The organism is Streptomyces sp. NPDC050315 (genome assembly GCF_040655775.1).
Classification (GTDB): domain Bacteria; phylum Actinomycetota; class Actinomycetes; order Streptomycetales; family Streptomycetaceae; genus Streptomyces.
Map to the genome: position 1 here is coordinate 68,707 of NZ_JBFAKN010000006.1, position 15,996 is coordinate 84,702.

The 15,996-nt window shown below is 70.7% G+C and carries 14 protein-coding genes; 3 read left to right on the forward strand and 11 right to left on the reverse strand.

Translation table 11 applies throughout. The annotated features are described in order from the left end of the window. Window positions 1-143: 143 nt before the first annotated feature. Complete coding sequence (locus AB0I82_RS22550) at window positions 144-1,262, forward strand: alpha/beta hydrolase-fold protein (RefSeq protein ID WP_363259145.1); 1,119 nt, start codon at window positions 144-146, stop codon at window positions 1,260-1,262. A gap of 3 nt (window positions 1,263-1,265) precedes the next feature. Here the strand turns inward: AB0I82_RS22550 and folE are convergent, their stop codons facing one another. The 6 genes from folE to dacB all read right to left on the reverse strand — a co-directional run bounded on the left by folE (window position 1,266) and on the right by dacB (window position 8,954). Further along, the gene (gene folE, locus AB0I82_RS22555; RefSeq protein WP_030260345.1) at window positions 1,266-1,871 is read right to left on the reverse strand and encodes a GTP cyclohydrolase I FolE; all 606 of its coding nucleotides are present in this window, start codon (window positions 1,869-1,871) and stop codon (window positions 1,266-1,268) included. Between the two features lie 117 nt (window positions 1,872-1,988). Further along, a complete protein-coding gene (gene ftsH, locus AB0I82_RS22560) occupies window positions 1,989-4,004 on the reverse strand; it encodes an ATP-dependent zinc metalloprotease FtsH (RefSeq protein ID WP_363259146.1) in 2,016 nt (671 codons plus the stop codon). A gap of 270 nt (window positions 4,005-4,274) precedes the next feature. Then, entirely contained in the window at window positions 4,275-4,814 is a 540-nt protein-coding gene (gene hpt, locus AB0I82_RS22565) for a hypoxanthine phosphoribosyltransferase (protein ID WP_031058519.1), read from the reverse strand. Between the two features lie 87 nt (window positions 4,815-4,901). Further along, window positions 4,902-5,915, reverse strand: coding sequence for a tRNA lysidine(34) synthetase TilS (tilS, locus tag AB0I82_RS22570; RefSeq protein WP_363259147.1), 1,014 nt, complete (start codon window positions 5,913-5,915; stop codon window positions 4,902-4,904). A gap of 257 nt (window positions 5,916-6,172) precedes the next feature. Beyond that, entirely contained in the window at window positions 6,173-7,321 is a 1,149-nt protein-coding gene (locus tag AB0I82_RS22575) for a zinc-dependent metalloprotease (RefSeq protein WP_363259148.1), read from the reverse strand. A 130-nt stretch (window positions 7,322-7,451) separates the two neighbouring features. After that, a complete protein-coding gene (gene dacB, locus AB0I82_RS22580) occupies window positions 7,452-8,954 on the reverse strand; it encodes a D-alanyl-D-alanine carboxypeptidase/D-alanyl-D-alanine-endopeptidase (protein ID WP_363259149.1) in 1,503 nt (500 codons plus the stop codon). Window positions 8,955-9,137: 183 nt separating this feature from the next. Here dacB and AB0I82_RS22585 point away from each other — a divergent pair, with 183 nt between their 5' ends. Continuing rightward, window positions 9,138-9,632, forward strand: a complete 495-nt coding sequence (locus AB0I82_RS22585) for an inorganic diphosphatase (protein WP_030260327.1) — start codon at window positions 9,138-9,140, stop codon at window positions 9,630-9,632. A 140-nt stretch (window positions 9,633-9,772) separates the two neighbouring features. Here the strand turns inward: AB0I82_RS22585 and AB0I82_RS22590 are convergent, their stop codons facing one another. The 3 genes from AB0I82_RS22590 to AB0I82_RS22600 form a co-directional block, all read right to left on the reverse strand. Beyond that, window positions 9,773-11,467, reverse strand: coding sequence for a threonine/serine exporter family protein (locus AB0I82_RS22590; RefSeq protein WP_363259150.1), 1,695 nt, complete (start codon window positions 11,465-11,467; stop codon window positions 9,773-9,775). Window positions 11,468-11,690: 223 nt separating this feature from the next. Beyond that, window positions 11,691-12,938: a VTT domain-containing protein gene (locus AB0I82_RS22595; RefSeq protein WP_363259151.1), complete on the reverse strand. Its 1,248-nt coding sequence runs from the start codon at window positions 12,936-12,938 to the stop codon at window positions 11,691-11,693. 141 nt (window positions 12,939-13,079) lie between these two features. Then, window positions 13,080-13,838 (reverse strand): MerR family transcriptional regulator, encoded by a 759-nt coding sequence (locus AB0I82_RS22600; RefSeq protein WP_363259152.1) that lies wholly within the window; start codon window positions 13,836-13,838, stop codon window positions 13,080-13,082. Between the two features lie 134 nt (window positions 13,839-13,972). On the opposite strand from AB0I82_RS22600, the gene leuE reads away from it, so the two are divergent. After that, entirely contained in the window at window positions 13,973-14,644 is a 672-nt protein-coding gene (leuE, locus tag AB0I82_RS22605; RefSeq protein WP_363259153.1) for a leucine efflux protein LeuE, read from the forward strand. Between the two features lie 18 nt (window positions 14,645-14,662). On the opposite strand, the gene AB0I82_RS22610 is transcribed toward leuE, so the two are convergent. After that, window positions 14,663-15,295 carry a PadR family transcriptional regulator gene (locus AB0I82_RS22610; protein ID WP_363259154.1) on the reverse strand — a complete coding sequence of 211 codons (633 nt, stop codon included), beginning with the start codon at window positions 15,293-15,295 and terminating at the stop codon, window positions 14,663-14,665. A gap of 47 nt (window positions 15,296-15,342) precedes the next feature. Beyond that, the gene (locus AB0I82_RS22615; RefSeq protein ID WP_363259155.1) at window positions 15,343-15,909 is read right to left on the reverse strand and encodes a DinB family protein; all 567 of its coding nucleotides are present in this window, start codon (window positions 15,907-15,909) and stop codon (window positions 15,343-15,345) included. Between the last annotated feature and the right edge of the window lie 87 nt (window positions 15,910-15,996).

A 15,996-nucleotide genomic window follows, 5' to 3' on the forward strand; every position in this document is an offset into this window, starting at 1 on the left:
CCCGCTCCTCAAGCCGCCCGACCTTCGGAACGCGGAGCATCAAAGTCACCACTACGTGGACAATTCGCGCTGTAGGACGGCGCTTCAGGGCCCGGGGTTCCATCAGGCGACCGGGCCGTCCGGCCGCCCGGCAGGAAGTGGACATGGATCTCACCAGTAAGGCCGTGCTGGCGCTCACCGTGCTGGTCGCGGTGGCTTTCTTCGCCTGGACAGTGCTGCTGTGGCCGCGCCTCGCGGGCCGTACCTGGCGCGCGGTGACGGGCCGGATCGCGCTGCTGCTGGCGACCCAGCTGACCCTCTTCGCCTCGGTCGGCCTGGCCGTCAACAACGCTTTCGGCTTCTACGCGTCCTGGGCCGACCTCTTCGGCCAGGAGCGCCAGACCGGTGTCGTGGTCGACCACACCACCGGCCCCGGCGGCACCGACCTGAAACGACAGGGTGTGGAGCGGACCGGCCTGCCGCACGACAACCGGCGCGCCGACATCGCCGGCCGGCTGGACAAGGTACTGATACGGGGCGAAGCCACCGGCATCACCAGCCCCGCGTACGTCTACCTGCCGCCGGAGTACTTCCAGCCCCGGTACGCCCACCGGCGCTTCCCCGCGGCCGTCGTCCTCACCGGCTACCCGGGCACCGCCGAGGCCCTCTACACGAAGCTGCACTACCCCCAGACCGAGCGCCGGCTCGTCGCGAAGGGCGCGATGCAGCCGACCATCCTGGTCATGCTCCGCCCGACGGTCGCCCCGCCGCGCGACACGGAGTGCATGGACATACCGGGCGGCCCGCAGACCGAGACGTTCTTCACCAAGGAGCTGCGCGCGGACATCGCCGCGCACTACCGCACCGGCACGGCCGCCCGCAGCTGGGGCGTGATGGGCGACTCCACGGGCGGCTACTGCGCCCTGAAGATGACCATGCGCCACCCGGAGGCGTACTCGACGGGCGTCGCCCTCTCCGGCTACTACGAGGCGCCCCTCGACCCCACCACCGGCGACCTCTTCGTCGGCGACGACCGGCTGCAACGCGAGAACGACCTCATGTGGCGCCAGCGCCACCTACCGGCCCCCGCGGTGAACCTCCTGGTCACCACCAGTAAGCAGGGCGAAGCCAACTACGCCGACACGATGCGCTTCATAGCGGGCACCAAGTCGCCCACCCGCATCTCGTCCATCGTCCTGGACAGTGGCGGCCACAACTTCAACACCTGGCGCCGGGAAATCCCGGCCGCCCTGTCCTGGCTGGGGGGACGGCTCAGCGCTTAGCGCTCAGCGGGCGAGAATCAGGCTCATCGCCTCGGCCCGGGTCGCCGCGTCCCGCAGCTGGCCCCGGACGGCGGACGTGGTCGTCTTGGCACCCGGCTTCCGGACGCCCCGCATCGTCATGCACATGTGCTCGCACTCGACGACGACGATCACGCCGCGCGGCTCCAGTATCTCCATGAGGGAGTCGGCGATCTGCGTGGTCAGCCGCTCCTGGACCTGCGGACGGCGGGCGAAGACGTCCACCAGGCGGGCCAGCTTGGACAGCCCGGTGATCTTGCCGTCGGTGGACGGGATGTAGCCGACGTGCGCGACACCGACGAACGGCACCAGGTGGTGCTCGCAGGAGGACATCACCTCGATGTCCTTGACCAGCACCATCTCGTCATGACCGAGGTCGAAGGTCGTCGTGAGGACGTCCTCGGGCTTCTGCCAGAGGCCCCCGAATATTTCCCTGTACGCCCGCGCCACCCGCGCCGGCGTCTCCAGCAGACCCTCGCGGTCCGGGTCCTCGCCGACCGCGATCAAGAGCTCACGCACGGCGTTCTCGGCGCGCTTCTCGTCGAACTCGCCGATCTTGCCTTCGCCGTCCAGCGTCACCGGGTCGGTCATCTCGTGCCTCGTTCCGTCATTCACCCCGCTACGAACCGCGGAATGCCGCGTCCCCCAGGCTAGAACCTGGGGGACGCGGCATTCATTCCGGGGCCGCTGTGGCAAGCGGCTGACCTGTCACGCTTCGCTGCTGCCGGAGTCCTCCGGGAGCTCCACCTTCTCCGTGGAGACGGTGGGCGTCACGGTCGTCGCGCCGTTGGCCGCGGCCAGCTCCTTGGGAGCGAGCACCGGCGGGCGGGTGGAGGGCGTACGCCGTGAGGAGCCGGTCCACGCGGGGCGGGACGGGCGCTTCACGATGTGCTTGAAGATCTCGGCGATCTCCTCCTTGCCCAGGGTCTCCTTCTCCAGGAGGGCCAGGACCAGGTTGTCGAGAACATCACGGTTCTCGACGAGGATCTCCCACGCCTCGTTGTGCGCGGTCTCGATCAGCTTCTTGACCTCCTCGTCCACCAGGGCCGCGACCTCTTCCGAGTAATCGCGCTGGTGGGACATCTCGCGGCCCAGGAAGGGCTCGGAGTTGTCGGAGCCGAACTTGATCGCGCCGAGCCGCTCGGTCATGCCGTACTGCGTGACCATCGCGCGGGCCGTGGCGGTCGCCTTCTCGATGTCGTTCGCCGCACCCGTCGTCGGGTCGTGGAAGACCAGCTCCTCCGCCGCGCGGCCGCCCAGCATGTATGCCAGCTGGTCGAGCATTTCGTTGCGGGTGGTGGAGTACTTGTCCTCGTCCGGGAGCACCATCGTGTAGCCGAGCGCGCGGCCGCGGGACAGGATCGTGATCTTGTGGACCGGGTCGGAGTTCGGCGAAGCCGCCGCGACCAGGGCGTGTCCGCCCTCGTGGTACGCGGTGATCTTCTTTTCCTTGTCCGACATGATCCGGGTCCGCTTCTGCGGTCCGGCCACGACCCGGTCGATCGCCTCGTCCAGGAAGTGGTTGTCGATCAGCTTCTTGTCGCTGCGGGCGGTGAGCAGCGCGGCCTCGTTGAGGACGTTGCTCAGGTCCGCGCCGGTGAAGCCGGGCGTACGGCGGGCCACGGCGCTGAGGTCGACGTCGGGCGCGACCGGCTTGCCCTTCTGGTGAACCTTGAGGATCTCCAGCCGGCCCTGCATGTCCGGGCGGTCGACCGCGATCTGCCGGTCGAAACGGCCCGGGCGCAGCAGCGCCGGGTCGAGGATGTCCGGCCGGTTCGTGGCGGCGATCAGGATGACGCCGCCCTTCACGTCGAAGCCGTCCATCTCGACGAGCAGCTGGTTCAGCGTCTGCTCGCGCTCGTCGTGACCGCCGCCCAGGCCCGCACCGCGGTGCCGGCCGACGGCGTCGATCTCGTCGACGAAGACGATCGCCGGGGCGTTCGCCTTGGCCTGCTCGAAGAGGTCACGGACGCGCGAGGCGCCGACACCCACGAACATCTCGACGAAGTCGGAGCCGGAGATCGAGTAGAAGGGCACGCCCGCCTCGCCCGCGACGGCGCGCGCGAGGAGCGTCTTGCCCGTACCGGGCGGGCCGTACAGCAGTACGCCCTTGGGAATCTTGGCGCCCACGGCCTGGAACTTGGCCGGCTCCTGCAGGAACTCCTTGATCTCATGGAGCTCCTCGACCGCCTCGTCCGACCCGGCGACGTCCGAGAACGTCGTCTTGGGGGTGTCCTTGGTGATGAGCTTGGCCTTGGACTTGCCGAAGTTCATGACCCGGGAGCCGCCGCCCTGCATCTGATTCATCAGGAACAGGAACACGACGACGATCAGGACGAACGGCAGCAGCGAGAGCAGCATGCCCACGAAGGGGCTCTGCTTCTGCGGCGAGACGGTGTACCCGTCCTTGATGTCGCCCGTCTGGTACTTGGACTGCAGGGTCTTGGCCAGGTCCACGCCCTGGTCGCCGATGTAGCTCGACTGGATCTTGTCGGAACCCTCGACCTTGTTGCTGCCGGAGAGGTCGACCTTGATCTTCATCTCGTCGCCGGTCGTCAGCTCGGCGGACTGCACCTTGTTGTCGGTGATCGCCTTGACGACCTGACCGGTGTCCACCGTCTTGTAGCCGCCGGACGAACTGACGACCTGCATCAACACGACCACGGCGAGGACGGCCAGCACGATCCACATGACCGGCCCACGGAAGTATCGCTTCACGTCCATCCATACGGAGCCCTAAAGGCCCCGTCCCTCCTGCCACAGTGAGGCACTCCAGCCCTCGGGGAGGTCTGGTCGTGCGTACGGTGTATTACTGGCCCGAAAAAGACTGACCTTCGGACGGTACCCCAGCATTGTCACCCGACGCCGCTGCCCGTGGGGAACAATGCGACTTGGATTCCGCCCTCCCTGCTCCAACGGCGGGAGACCGCTGAGGGTTCCCGCCGTCCGGCACGAGGTGCTTTCCGAGCCCTGTCCGGCACCGCCGGCCGGGCGTCAGCCGCCGTAGACGTGCGGCGCGAGCGTGCCGACGAACGGCAGGTTGCGGTACTTCTCGGCGAAGTCCAGGCCGTATCCCACGACGAATTCGTTGGGGATGTCGAAGCCGATCCACTTCACGTCGATGTCGACCTTGGCCGCTTCCGGCTTGCGCAGCAGCGTGCAGACCTCCAGCGAGGCCGGCTCGCGCGAGCCGAGGTTCGACAGCAGCCAGGACAGCGTCAGGCCGGAGTCGATGATGTCCTCGACGATCAGGACGTGCTTGCCCTTGATGTCGGTGTCCAGGTCCTTGAGGATGCGGACCACGCCGGAGGACTGGGTGCCCGCGCCGTACGACGACACGGCCATCCAGTCCATCGTGACGGGGGTGGACAGCGCACGCGCCAGGTCCGCCATCACCATCACGGCGCCCTTCAGGACGCCGACGATGAGCAGCTCCTTGCCCGCGTACTCCGCGTCGATCTTCGCGGCCAGCTCGGCCAGCTTCGCGTCGATCTCTTCTTTGGTGATGAGCACCGACTGAAGGTCGGAACCCATGTCCTTGTCGTCCACCCGTGCCACTTTCGCTCGGTTCGGTGTCATTAGACCGTCATCGACTCAGCCGTCCCGGCGGTCCCGCTCGGCTCAGCCCTGCCGGATGACCAGTTTGCCACCCTGCCGACGCACACCCACCAGCCCGGGGAGGTCGATGGCCCCCTGACCCCGCCATGCGGTGATCAGCCGGTCGACCTCCTCGATGTGCCGCGCGAAGAGCGAACCCGCAGGTGAGCCCGCACGCAGCAGGGCTCGGCGGAGCACTCTGCGGCGCACCGCAGGGGGGAGCGAGTACAGCGCGGCCACATCCAGCGCACCGGTGGCATCGGCCACACCGCGCTCGGCCTCGACGGCCCAGGAGTCCAGCGCGTCGGCGTCGTCGCGGGAGAGCTGCGCCGTACGGGCGAGGGCCTCGACGACACCCTTGCCGAGCGCCTTCTCCAGCGCCGGCAGGCCCTCGTGGCGGAGGCGGGAGCGGGTGTATGAGGGGTCGGTGTTGTGCGGGTCGTCCCAGACGGGCAGCGACTGGATCAGGCACGCCTTGCGGGCGGTCTGCCGGTCGATCTCGAGGAAGGGGCGGCGGTAGCGGCCGTCGGTGCCGGAGACGGCGGCCATGCCGGACAGCGAGCGGGTGCCGGAGCCGCGGGCGAGGCCGAGGAGCACGGTCTCGGCCTGGTCGTCGCGGGTGTGGCCGAGGAGGACGGCGTCGGCGCCGTGCCGTCGCGCCGCATCGTCCAGGGCTGCGTACCGGGCCTCGCGGGCGGCCGCTTCGGGGCCGCCGTCCCTGCCGACCTGGACGGCGACGGCCTCGGCCGGGTCCAGGTGGAGCGACTGCATACGGAGGACGACCTCGGCGGCACGGGTGTCGGAGCCGTCCTGGAGGCCGTGGTCGACCGTGACGCCGCCGGCGCGGACGCCGAGCCGCGGGGCTTCGAAGGCGAGGGCCGAGGCGAGCGCCATGGAGTCGGCGCCGCCGGAGCAGGCGGCGAGCACCAGGGGCGGCGGGGCGCCGGGGCCGGACCGCCGGGTGTGGGACGTGAGGACGTCGTGGAGTACGCGGCGGACCGCCAAACGTATTGCGGCGACCGCTGGATGGGGACCCATGTCCGTTTCCAATCGTTCAGCTGGGGGAGCCTCGGGCCGGACGGCGGCTGCCGTCCGGCCCACCGGGAGCATCTCGGGGTCGAGCGCCGGGGGGATCGCCGGGCGATCCCCGGGGCAGTCACTCAGAGTGTCTCGATGGTGACAGAGAAGAGCTGTTACCCGAGCATTGCACGCCTCTCCCCGGGCCACGGTCCCTCAGAAGGGTGATTGAGGGGGCGTTCTTCTGTCCTACGGCGCGTCCATGGCGCCCTTCCTTCCTAAGGCGCACCGTCCGCCTTGCGGTGCACCCGCGCGACCCAGTCCGCCGGTTTGGCGATCTCCTGCTTGGTCGGGAGGGTGTTCGGCGAGGTCCATACCCGGTTGAAGCCGTCCATACCGACCTCGTCGACGACGGCCCGTACGAAGCGCTCGCCGTCCCTGTACTGGCGCAGCTTGGCGTCCAGCCCCAGGAGCTTGCGCAGCGCCTGGTCCAGGCGCCCGGCGCCGCTCGCCCGGCGCTGCTGGAACTTCTCCCGGATCTCCGTCACCGAGGGCACGACCTGCGGGCCGACGCCGTCCATGACGTAGTCGGCGTGCCCCTCCAGCAGGGACATCACGGCGGTCAGCCGGCCGAGGATCTCGCGCTGCGTCTTGGTCTGCACAAGGTCGACGAGGCTGCGGCCGCCGTCGTCCTCACCGGCCTCGCCCTCGGGCTTGGCCCCGGTCAGCGACTGGGCGGCCTCCCGCAGCCGTTCGAGGAGCGTGCCGGGGTCGATCTCGGTCTCGCCGAGGAACGACTGCACCTCGCCCTCGATGTGGTCGCGCAGCCAGGGCACCGCCGTGAACTGTGTGCGGTGCGTCTCTTCGTGCAGGCAGACCCACAGCCGGAAGTCGTGCGGCTCCACTTCGAGCTCGCGCTCGACGTGCACGATGTTCGGCGCGACGAGCAGCAGCCGGCCCCCACGGGCGCCCGCGGGCAGGTCCCGGGTGGGCGGCGCGAAGGTCTCGTACTGGCCGAGCACCCGGGAGGCCAGGAAGGACAGCAGCATGCCCAGCTCGACGCCGGTCACCTTGCCGCCGACCGCGCCTATCACCGCGCCACCGGGGAGCGAGGAGCGGCGCTCCTGCATCTTCTCCAGCAGCGGCTTCAGTACGGCGCGGAAACCGGCGACGTTGGCGCGGATCCAGCCGGGCCGGTCCACGACCAGTACGGGCGTGTCATGGGCCGCCGCGCCCTCGCTCCCCGGTGGGGTCATGCGGGTGAACGCGCGCACATGCTCCTCGGCGGCCTTCGCGTGCCTGCGCAGCTCGGCGACGACCGCGCGGGCCTCGTCGCGGCTCACCTCTGGGCCCGGCCGTACGAAGCGGGACGCGGTCGTCACCGCGAGATTCCAGTCGACCATCTCGGCACCACCGATGCTCGTCATGACTTCACGGTACGGGTGCGCTCGGCCGGGGGGTAGCCGATTCGCGGCGCTCGGCGGTGGGCGGCGCCGCATACGGGGCACTGTGCGGTGGCCGGTGTCGCATACGGGGTACGCCTGCGGGCGTGCCGCATCACCGGCAGCCGCAGTTGGCCACCGCCGAGGCGAGCCGGTCGAGGGACCGCTGCGCCCCGTATCCGTCGCTCGTGCCATTGGTCATGAAGGCGAAGGTCAGCAGCCGGCCGTCGGCGTCGACGACGGTGCCGGCGAGGGTGTTCACGCCGGTGAGCGTGCCGGTCTTGGCGCGTACGGCACCGGCGCCCGCCCGTTCGTCGGCGTACCTGGCCTCCAGGGTGCCGGTGAAACCGGCCACGGGGAGGCCGGTGAGGACCGGGCGGAGCTCCGGGTGGTCGGGGTGGGCGGCGAGCAGCAGTACGTGGGACAGCAGGGCGGCGGAGACCCGGTCCTCGCGGTCCAGGCCGCTGCCGTCGTGGAAGACGGTCCGCGCCACAGGAAGGCGGAGCTGTTCGAGTGTGCGCTGTACTGCGCGGCCCCCGCCCTTGAAGGTCGTCGGTGCTCCGGTGGCCACGGCCGTCTGGCGGGCCAGCTGTTCGGCGATGTCGTTGTCGCTGTGCGTGAGCATTCGCTCGACGATGGCCGAGAGCGGTAGGGAGCGGGCGGCGGCGAGCCGGGTGGCCGTGCGGCGGGCCTCGGCGTCCCGGGGCGCTCCGGTGACCGCGATGCCGTGGGCGCGCAGGTCGTCGGCGAAGGCGCGGGCGGCCTCGGCGGACGGGTCGGCGGCGCGGGGCGCGGGGCCGTGGCTGCTGGTGTCCAGGCGGGCCTCGTCGGCGGTGAGGGCGGTGATGGGTGCGAGGTTCTCGTTGGGGCCGATCGGGTGCTGCGGCGAGCCCTTGTAGAGCGAGTCGTCGTAACCGAGGGTGACCTTTTTCGTGCCGCGCTTCTTGAGGGCGCGCGCGGTGTCGGCGGCGAGGTCGCCGAGCGCGGCGGGGCGCTGCGCGGTCGGCGTACCGGGCTTCGGCGTGCGGGCGGTGAGGGTCGGGTCGCCGCCGCCCACGAGGACGATGCGCGGGGTGCCGTCCTTCGTACGGCCGTCCTGTACGGCCTTCGTGGTGAAGCGGTGATCGGGGCCGAGGGCGGTGAGGGCGGCCACGGCGGTGCCCAGCTTGATCACGGAGGCGGGGGTCGTGGTCCGGCCCGCGTGGCTGGCGAAGACCTCGCGGCCGGTGGCCACGTCCACGACCGAAGCGGTCCGTACCGGGCCCAGCTCGGGCGCCTTCAGCAGGGGCGCCAGGGCGTCCGCGAGGCCGCTGCGGGTCGGGGGCGGGGCGCTGTCGCCGCCGCCCTTCACAGGGGCGCCCAGGGCCGCCAGGACGGGCGCGGCGCCGGGAGCCGGGGTTCCGTCGCCGTGACGCTCGCCACCTCGGCCGTCCCAGCGGGCCGCGCGGGCCCGTTCGGCCGTACGCTGGCCGGAGTCCCACGGACCGGCCGCCGCCACCGCGCCGGCCGCGACCGCGAGACCGGCGACAGCGGAGCCGGCCGTCAGCTGCCAGGTCCGTTTGCGCTGTACAGGGGTCCGCCGCCACCACTGGCGGGCGAAGAACCATTCATCGGCCACGAACTGTGCGGCGCCCCGGCCGGCACCGGCTGTCGCCCGTATGCAGGAACGGCACCGGCCGACCCACCTGACCTGCCACGACCTGGTCTCCGGCACTTTGGACCCAGCCCCTTTCGCCACCACACACCTGCGTGGGGGACACTTAATCACCAGACGTATGTGTTGATCATGGAGGAGCCACCCGTGGAGTTCGACGTCACCATCGAGATCCCGAAGGGTTCGCGGAACAAGTACGAGGTGGACCACGAGACCGGTCGGATCCGCCTGGACCGTCGACTCTTCACCTCGACCAGCTACCCGGCCGACTACGGCTTCGTCGAGAACACCCTCGGCGAGGACGGTGACCCGCTGGACGCGCTGGTCATCCTGGACGAGCCGACCTTCCCGGGTTGCCTCATCAAGTGCCGCGCCATCGGCATGTTCCGCATGACCGACGAGGCCGGCGGCGACGACAAGCTGCTGTGCGTCCCGGCCTCGGACCCGCGCGTGGAGCACCTGCGCGACATCCACCACGTGTCGGAGTTCGACCGCCTGGAGATCCAGCACTTCTTCGAGGTCTACAAGGACCTGGAGCCGGGCAAGTCGGTCGAGGGCGCGAACTGGGTCGGCCGCAGCGAGGCCGAGGCCGAGATCGAGGCTTCGTTCAAGCGCCTGGAGGCGCAGGGCGGCAAGCACTGAGAGCCTGGCGGCTCGGTTTTTCCGACTGAGCCCTGCTGAGTGATACGCCGGTGGGCGGGCATCTGCGGGTGCCCGCCCATCGGCGTACAAGATTGTCCTCAAACGCCGGACGGGCTGGGTCTTACCGGACGGGCTGGGTTTTAGAAGCCGCGCGTCCGCTTCGCCGCGCGGCGGGTGGCTGCTTCCTCGCCGCTGGGGGCCTTGATGAAGAGGCGGGCCACCTCGCCACCGAGGTTCACGCCGACCGCGATGGCCAGGGCCAGGGAGATGGCCTTGATCAGCGAGGAGACGCCGGCGTCCAGGTTGCCCTGGGCGAAGTTGAGCAGCGCGAAGTACGTCGCGCTACCGGGGAGCAGCGGGCCGATGGCCGCCGTGACGTACGGCAGCGCGGACGCGTAGCGGTACCGGGACAGCAACTGGCCGAAAAGGCCCACCAGGCCGGCCGCGATCGTGGTGGCGACCACCGGGTGGATCTTCGCCTGCGTGAGGGCGCCGTATATCACCCAGGCCACGCCGCCGTTGAAGGTCGCGAACAGCACGGTGTGACGTTCCTGCTGAAGCAGCACACAGAAGGACAGCGCCAGCAGCAGCGAGGCGATGATCTGGACCACCGGCTCGTCGAACGTTCCGAAGCCCTCTTCCGGGTTCAGCGTGTGCGCGCTCAGCTGGACTCCGATGTACAGCACGCCGAGCACCCCGATGACGATGCCGACGATGAGGTAGCCGACCTCCAGCAGACGTGCGGCGGCGGTGATGTAGTAACCCGTCAGGCCGTCCTGTACGCCCGCGACCAGCGCCCGTCCCGGGATCAGCGCGAAGAGGCCACCGGTGATGACCGCCGACGCCTGCACGCCGGTGTGCGTCATGCTCAGCGCCACGCCCATCGCGGCGGGCGGCATCGCCGCGGCCACGAACTGGTAGAACTCCGGCAGCCCGCGCGCGGACGCCAGCCACGCCAGCCGGTCGCCGAGCATCGACCCTATGGCGGCCGCGACGAAGACCGTCAGGCCACCGCCGACCAGCATGCTCGCCGCGCCGGACAGCAGGCCGGACGCCACGGTGAGCGCCCAGCTGGGGTACGGGTGGCGGTTCCGCCGGATCTCGGCGAGGCCGCGGTACGCCTCCTCCAGGGTGATGCCGTCCGAGGTGATGTCGTCGACCAGTTGGAAGACCGCGGAGAGCCGGGTGTAGTCCACGCCGCGCCGGCGGACCGTGCGGCTGGCCGTCACCGGGTCGTCCACCAGCGAGGGCTGATGCGAGATCGACAGCAGCGTGAACGTGACCGTGGGCTCGACCCGTTCCAGGCCGTACGCGTGGGCGACGCCGAACATCGCCGCCTCGACGTCCTCCGCCCCCTCACCGCCGGCGAGCAGGATCTCGCCGATACGGAGCGTGAGGTCGAGCACGCGCGGCACGGCGGGGCCGGTCTCGTCGTGGCGCTCGATCCGCTCGGGGGCCGGGCGCTCGGTGACCGGCATCCGCAGCATCGTGCGCATCCGGTCCTGCCAGGGGACGTCCTTGGTCAGGCTGACGACCGGTATGCCGTGCGGCGGGGTGAAGGCGGGCCAGCCGGCGGGCGTGGTGGGCAGCCGGTGGGTGCCCGTGGTGGAGCCGGTTGCGCCGTTGGGGGCGCTGCTGCCCGGGGGCGCGAAGGCGGACCCCTCCGGCTCGGCGGGCGCCTCGGCCCGCATTCCCTCCGGGAGGGCGAATTCCGAGGTGGGGTGCTCGTCCTCGTGCAGTGGGGGCTGGGGCACGCCGAGCGGCGGGGTGAACGCGCTCCGCGCTTCGTCCGATTGGGGTTTGCGGTCCTCGGGGGTCTCCGGGTCCGACGCCACTGCTCCTCGCTCCTCGTGCGCCTGCTGCGTCCGTCGTCAAAGCCACCATGCCTGATCGCCGCCCCTGGCGCGCGGGGCGGGGGTTCGCAGAGTGGTGGGAAATGGGGTGGGGGGTGAACCCGCCCTGGACGCCGCGAAGGCGCCCCTGAACCACTCCGCGGCAGCGCGGAACGGAAGGGACGCCCAAGGGCGGTGCGGTACGGGGGATGTGCTGCGCAGCCGGTCAGCGCTTGGCGTGGCGGCCGCGGCGCCCCTCACCCGGAGGCTGCTGGTGATCCTGGGGGTGCGGCTGCTGCGGCCCCTGCTGAGGGTGCTGCGGCTCTGAATAATACTGCTCCGGCCCGCCCGGCTGCTGCGCGGGACGGCCGTACGGAGCGGGCCCGGACTGCCCGCCGTACGGGGGCTGCTGGGGCTGCTGCGACTGCTGTCCGTACGGCGCCTGCGGGGCCTGCGGAGCGTCCTGCCGGCCGTACGGCGACTGCTGCGCCCGAGGCGCCTGCTGCTCACCGTAGGAGGATGCCTGCTGCCCTCCGTAGGGGGCCTGCTGTCCGCCGTAAGAGGCCGGATCCTGCCGTCCGTACGGAGACGACTGGCCCTGGCCGTACGGGGCCTGTCCGCGGCCGTACGGGGGCTGCTGCTGTCCGTACGGGGGCTGCTGCTGGCGGCCGTACTGGGGCCCGTCCTGCTGCGCGCCGTACGGAGACGGCTCGTGACCGCCCCGGCCGCCGCCGTACGGGGCACGCTCCTCGCCCTCGTACGGGACGCGCGGCATCGGCTGGGTGGCGTCCGCGGGGCCGCCCTGCGGCACGCCCCGGTCCTCGGCGCGCTCGGCGCGCTCGGCGGCCGCCTGCTTGCTCTTCTTCCGGCCGCGGAGGTACTCGATGACGATCGGGACGACGGAGATCAGCACGATCAGGACGAGGATGGCCTCGATGTTCTTGTGCACGAACTCGACGCCGCCCAGCGCGGCGCCGAGCAGCGTCACGCCCGCGCCCCACAGCATGCCGCCGATGACGTTGAAGGTGATGAACGAGCGGTAGTTCATCCGGCTCACGCCCGCGATGATCGGCGTGAACGTCCGCACGATCGGCACGAAGCGGGCCAGGATCAGCGACTTCGGGCCGTGCTTCTCGAAGAACTCGTGGGCCTTCTCGACGTTCTCCTGCTTGAACAGCTTGGAGTCGGGCCGCTTGAACAGCGAGGGCCCGACCTTCCGGCCGAAGAGATAGCCCGCCTGGTCGCCCAGCACCGCCGCGAGCACGATCAGCAGACACACCAGCCACAGCGGCTTGTCCAGCTTCCCCGCCGTGACCAGCAGGCCGGTCGTGAAGAGCAGGGAGTCGCCGGGCAGGAAGAAGCCGATCAGCAGACCGGACTCCGCGAAGACGATGACCAGAACGCCGATCAGGCCGAATGTGCTGATCAGAAAGTCCGGGTCCAGCCACTGGGGGCCGAGCGCGAGAGTGTTCACGGTGGGCAGGGCTCCTGGGTCGAGGGCGCCGGATCGGTCGGTAGGCGGAAGCGGGGTACAGGCGCAGTATGCGGCCCAAAGCTATCAACGCCTCGTGCCGCCCCTTGGTTCCAGCTGCCCGCTCCGGCGCCCCGGAGCCCCTCAGGAACGGCGGACCGCGTTCGCGAGCATCGCGTCCCGCATGTAGGCCGCGAGCCCGGTCCTGATGGCCTCGTACGTGGCGGTGAACCGCTCGTCCGCGACGTACATCTCGCCGAGACAGGTGTGCATCTCGTACGAGCACTCGTAGTGGTGCCGGGAAATGAAGCGGCGGTGCTCCTCGGCGACGTCCATCGCCGCCTCCGAGTCGGCCGGCACGCCCTGCGCCAGCAGCTCGCCCATCCGGCGGTGGAGCGCGTCGAAGTCCGCCGTGAGCCGCTGCCAGTCCTCCTTGGTGTACGTGGCGGCGCGGCGCTGCGACTCCTTGTACGCGTCGGTGTGGCCCCAGCGGCGCTCGACCTCCTCCGCGTACCGGTCCGGGTCGTGGTCGCCGAAGACCTCGAACTTCTCCTCGGGGGTGAGATTGATGCCCATCCTGCGTGCCTCCATCGCTGTCTGCACGGCCGCGGCCATCTCCTGGAGCCGGGCGATCCGGGCGGTCAGCAGATCGTGCTGCCTCCGCAGGTGTTCCTGTGGATCGGCGTCCGGGTCGTCCAGGAGTGCCGCGACCTCGTCGAGCGGAAAGCCGAGCTCCCGGTAGAACAGGACGCGCTGCAGCCGGTCGAGGTCGGCGTCGTCGTAGCGCCGGTGGCCCGCGTGGCTGCGCGCGCTCGGCGAGAGCAGTCCGATCTCGTCGTAGTGGTGCAGGGTGCGCACCGTCACACCGGCGAACCCGGCGACCTGTCCCACGGAGTACGTCATCTCCGCTCCCTTCTCGGTACGCCTTCACGGTGCTGCCTCACGTCGCGTGAGGTGCAAGCCCGACCCCCGGGCGGGACGTGTCCGCATCCCGGAAACGGCGTGACCCTTCCGGTTCCGGATGGCATCCTGCGGCCATGCTGGGGATAACGGATCTTTCGACGTATCTCGCGGGTCTCGCGCTGATCATCCTGCTGCCGGGCCCGAACTCGCTGTATGTCGTCTCGGTCGCCGCGCGCCGTGGCCCGAAGGTGGCCTACCGGGCGGCCGCCGGCGTGCTGTGCGGCGACGCGGTACTGATGACGCTCTCCGCGGGCGGCGTGGCATCGCTGCTGCAGGCCAGCCCGCTGGCCTTCGGAGTCGTGAAGTTCGCCGGCGCCGGCTATCTGACCTGGCTGGCCATCGGGATGCTGCGCGGCGCGGTGGCGATGTGGCGCGGCCGGGAGGCCCGTAAGGCCGAGAAGGACGGGCAGGGCACCTCGCCCGCGCGGCCCAAGGAGGAGACCGAGCGGCCGTACCGCCGCGCCCTCGTGGTCAGCCTGCTCAACCCGAAGGCGATCCTGTTCTTCATCTCCTTCTTCGTGCAGTTCGTCGATCCGCACTACGCGCACCAGACGCTGTCCTTCCTGGCGCTCGGCGCGTGGGCCCAGCTGTTCAGCTTCACGTACCTGTCGATCCTGATCTTCAGCGGTACGTATCTGGCCGCGACCTTCCGCAAGCGGCGCCGCCTCACCGCGGGCCTGACCGCGGGCGCCGGCGCCGCCTTCCTGGGCTTCGCGGCGAAGCTGTCGATGGCCGGCACGGGCTGAGAGGCTGCGACCAGGGGGCTAGCCCGGGAACGGCGGCTTGTCCGCGAACGGGTTCGCCGTGCCCTCCGGCAGTACGCCCACGAAGGGGGCGCCCTCGCCCGCGAAGACGTAGGCGCCCCCTTCGATGCGCGTGATCAGTGAGCGGGCCCACTCGGCTCCGGTGTCCGCTGCGTGCACCCACATGTTCATGATCTCGCCGATGTGGCCGAGCTGCTCCGGGCCGTCCTCGGGGACGTAGTGCCCGGTGACCTCGGCCCGCCACGCCTCCAGGGCCCGCACCCGCTCCCTCAGCAGGGCCACCGCCTCCTGGCGCGGCAGGTCGACCATGAAGCCGATGCCGGCGCTCAGCACGTCCACCTTCTGGTCGTGCTGGGAGAGCGCGGCACGCAGCAGCGCGAAGTACTCCGCCTCCCCGGCGTCCGTCAGCTCGTACTCCGTGCGCGGCGGCCCGCCTGCCGTGCTCGGCGCGGTCTCGTGCGCGCGCAGCAGTCCCTGCTTCGCCATCTGCTTCAGCGCGTGGTAGATCGAGCCGGGCTTGGCGTTCGACCACTCATGGGCGCCCCAGTACTCCAGGTCGCTGCGTACTTGGTAGCCGTGGGTCCGGCCGTGCTGCCGCACGGCTCCCAGTACCAGCAGCCGGATCGCCGACATCGCCCGCGCTCTCCTCGTCCCCGGGTGTGACCTTGCCGGTCAGCACGCTACTGCCCGGTGCCGGCCTCCTTGCGCAGCAGCTCCCGCTCCTCGTCGACCAGGACGAAGGCGGTCTTCCCGTCCAGCGACTCGCGGATGATGTCGGCGTGGCCCGCGTGCCGGGCGGTCTCCTCGATCAGGTGCAGCATCAGCCAGCGCATGGACTGCCGGGCGTTCGGCGGGAACCACGGTGCTTCGGGGAGCGGGAAGGTGTCGTCCAGGCTCGGCACCGAGCGGATGAACTTCTCGGTCTCCTGCGCCACCCGGTCGTAGAAGGCGAGCACACTGGCGACCGACTCGCCCTCCTCCAGCCGGAAGCTGCGCTGCCAGTCGCTCGGGTCCCGCTTGATGGAGGACGGGCGCTGGTGAGCCAGGTCCAGCCAGTTCAGCTCGGCCTCCGCGACGTGCTTGAGCAGCCCGGAGAGGGACAGCTCGCTCGCGCTGGGGCGGCTCGCGGCCGCCTCGTCGGTCAGGCCGAGCAGTGTCCGGCGGAGCCCGCCGCGCTGCACTTCCAGGAAGGCCAGGAGCGCGCCGCGCTCGTCGCCGTGGGCCTCGGCAGGCACGTGAGTGGGCATGGCAGCCGCCTTTCGTCGCTTCGTGGGTGCCGGTGGGGTTCCCCCGACATCGATCAAGCTACGAGCCCTTGCGGTCAGCTTCTGTCC